At 69.3% G+C, this 2,225-nt stretch carries 3 protein-coding genes; 1 reads left to right on the top strand and 2 read right to left on the bottom strand.

Annotated features, from left to right (window positions below; translation table 11 throughout):
- Positions 1 to 83: 83 nt before the first annotated feature.
- Entirely contained in the window at positions 84 to 389 is a 306-nt protein-coding gene (locus ABD151_RS11600) for a hypothetical protein (RefSeq protein WP_343994461.1), read from the top strand.
- A 75-nt stretch (positions 390 to 464) separates the two neighbouring features.
- On the opposite strand, the gene ABD151_RS11595 is transcribed toward ABD151_RS11600, so the two are convergent.
- A complete protein-coding gene (locus tag ABD151_RS11595) occupies positions 465 to 671 on the bottom strand; it encodes a hypothetical protein (RefSeq protein WP_343994459.1) in 207 nt (68 codons plus the stop codon).
- A 1-nt stretch (position 672) separates the two neighbouring features.
- On the bottom strand, positions 673 to 2,097 hold the full coding sequence (locus ABD151_RS11590; protein WP_343994457.1) for a glycosyltransferase family 2 protein: 1,425 nt from the start codon (positions 2,095 to 2,097) through the stop codon (positions 673 to 675).
- Positions 2,098 to 2,225 lie beyond the last annotated feature (128 nt).

Genomic DNA, 2,225 nt, shown 5'->3' with positions numbered 1-2,225 from the left:
CGCCTCAATGTGACCTCAGCGTCGCGTTTCGTCCCGAAACCGCGCGCTGAGGTCACATTGAGCGGGCAACTAACGTGGGGGTCGTGAAGCTCTCCTCGATCCCCACCGCGCCCCTGACCGTCGTCGGACTGGTCGGCGGCTTCCTGCTCGCCAACCGCACCGGCAACCGCCCGTTGGGAGGTGTGGTGATGGCCGCCGCCAACGCGGCCGCACTGCCTGCCTGGACGTCGCGCGGCCCGGCCACCGCAACCGGTCTCTCCGCCCTCTACTGGGGCGCGATGGGTGCCTCGCACCCGCTGGCCAAGAAGATCGGCGTGTGGCCGTCGGTGGCGACCGTTGCCGCCGTCTCCGCAGGTGCCGCCTGGGCGGCATCCGACCGCCGTAGCTGACCCCCGCCGACGACCGCTCAATGTGACCTCAGCGTCGCGTTTCGTCCCGAAACCGCGCGCTGAGGTCACATTGAGCTAGAGGGGGCCGTCGGGGTGGATGCTCCGGGTCTCCGAGCGCTGCTGACGGCGACCGATCCAGTCCTGCACGTAGACCTTCGGCAGGCACTTGGCGATCGCCAACGCCACGTAGAGCACCGTGTTGATCGCCACGAAGGCGGCCAGCACGGCGATCGCGTGCGATTGCAGCAGGCTCTCCGGGAAGAGGATTCCCCACGGTGCCATCTCAGTCACTCACCTTCACGCCGGCGTCGGTCTGCACGATGTGCTTCCAGGCGGCCTCGCGGCCGAGGGCGATGTCCAGCACGCCGCGCACGTAGACGACGTTGAGGAACATCGCGTAGCCGAGCTCGGGGAATAGGGTGAGCGCGAGCAGCCGCGCGCGCCAGCCGCCCCGCCACACGGTGACCATCCGCTCCAGGACGAAGAGCCCGCCGATCCCGAGCCAGAACGGGAACCAGATCCACGAGTCCATCGAGAGCGCCATCAACGCCATCAGCAGCAGGTAGCAGGTCAGCGCCAGCACGCCGTAGCCGATGCCCAGCTGCTGGGCCCAGTAGCGCATCGTCTGCGGCGTGAGGCCGTACGCGCCGAGGTTGTCCAGGGCTCCGCGCTGCCAGCGCAGCCGCTGCGCCCACAGGGCGCGCCAGCTCGGCATCACCTCGGTGACCACCGTGCACTCCTGCGGCGAGATCATCTGCGCGCCGAGGCTCTTCAGGGCCAAAGTGAGCTCGTTGTCCTCGGTCAGCGCGAGGGTGTCGTAGACGTCCCCGGGGATGCCGGGCAGGGCGGCGCCGCGGCTCGCTGCCACCGTGCGCAGGGCGACCGGCCGGAAGACGGTGGCGGTGCCGGTCAGCACGTAGACCCGGCCACGCCGACGGCGCAGCTCGCGGCCGTAGCGGTGGTACTCGTTGCGCTGCATCTGGCCGATCAGGCCGCAGCCCTCGTCGCCGTAGAAGAGGCCGCCGACCGCCATCAGGGCCCGGTCGTCGGTCATCTTGCGGGCCGCGACCTCGAGGAAGCCGGCGTCGAGGGTGGTGTCGGCGTCCATCACCATGACCAGGTCGTTGTCGCCCTGATCCGGCAGCACCTGGCGCAACGCCTGGTTGAGGCCGCCGGCCTTCTTGTGGGAGTTGTCGACCGTCTCCAGCACGTCGACGCCGCGGCCACGGGCGATCTGCACGGTGGCGTCCGTGCAGTTGTCGGCGACCACCACGATCCGGCTCGGCGGGAAGGACTGCGCCTTGAGCGAGTCGATGGTCGCGCCGATCGCGGACTCCTCGTTGTGGGCCGGTACCAGCACGGTGATGGTGACCGGTCCGGCGAAGATGCCACGCGTCCGCTCCATGATCACCCGCGGCGCCAGCGGGAGGGTGTCCGGCGTCATGCTGCGTCGCGCGCGCAGGGCGATCCGGCGCTCGGCCATGGCGACCACGGCCGCCAGGGCCAGGCCGAGGCCGACGGCGAAGACCAGGATCCGCATCGGCGGCACCGAGTTGTCGTAGAAGACGTTCCAGGTGTCGCCCACCAGCGTGTGCTCGGGTGGCTCCGCCATGATCGGATCCGTCCACGCGACCGCGAGGAGCATCAGGGCGGCACCCGCCACTGCGGAGCCGATGATGATCAGCCCGACTGCCCGTTGGAACTTCATCGCACACCCTCCGAGTAGGAATCTGCTGTACCCAATTAGGGGGATCTGACGCAAACCCCGCCTCAATGTGACCTCAGCGTCGCGTTTCGTCCCGAAACCGCGCGCTGAGGTCACATTGAGCGGGGATG

This window comes from Nocardioides dubius, from assembly GCF_039528155.1.
GTDB classification, from domain to species: Bacteria; Actinomycetota; Actinomycetes; order Propionibacteriales; family Nocardioidaceae; genus Nocardioides; species Nocardioides dubius.
This window is presented reverse-complemented; position numbering and strand designations above follow the sequence as displayed.